At 73.5% G+C, this 616-nt stretch carries 1 pseudogene; it reads left to right on the top strand.

From position 1 onward, the window contains the following. Positions 1-601 (top strand): annotated as a pseudogene (locus tag CCL05_RS42900) (spermidine synthase); the annotation flags it as partial. Between the last annotated feature and the right edge of the window lie 15 nt (positions 602-616).

Here is a 616-nt window from a genome sequence, read left to right as displayed (position 1 = left end):
GGCTGGACGTGGTGCATCTCGGGGGAGGGGCGCTCACGCTGCCCCGGTACGTGGCCGTGACCCGGCCGGGGTCGCGGCAGGACGTCGTCGAGGTCGACCGGGGGCTGCTGGACCTGGTGGCGGAGCATCTGCCGTTGCCGGAGGGGGCCCGGATCGCCCTGCACGCGGCGGACGCGAGGAAGTGGCTGGAGAACGCCGCCGCGGACTCGGCCGATGCGATCGTCGCCGACGTGTTCGGCGGTTCGCGGGTTCCGGCGCACCTCACATCCGTCGCGTACGTCCGTGAGGCCGGCCGTGTGCTGCGGGACAGCGGGGTCTATCTCGCCAACCTCCCCGATGCGGCGCCGTTCGCCTTTCTGCGGTCCCAACTCGCCACTCTGGCAACGGTGTTCCAGGAGCTTGTGCTGATCGCCGAGCCGGGGGTGCTGCGGGGGCGGCGGTTCGGGAACGCGGTGCTCGTGGCCGGGCGNNCGACGCCTTCCCGGCCCGGGTCGAACACGGCGACGTTCTGCGGGAGTTCATCGGTGGCGCGCGTGCGGTGCGGGACGAGGACGCGGTGCCGTCACCCGAGCCTCCCGACGGGGCGTTCGGTATCGGCTGACGTGTGCCGGGCCCG

Origin of the sequence: Streptomyces africanus, assembly GCF_002150735.1 — a bacterium.
Lineage (GTDB): Bacteria > Actinomycetota > Actinomycetes > Streptomycetales > Streptomycetaceae > Streptomyces > Streptomyces africanus.
Note: the sequence above shows the minus strand (reverse complement) of the source record. Positions and strands in the feature narration are given on the sequence as shown.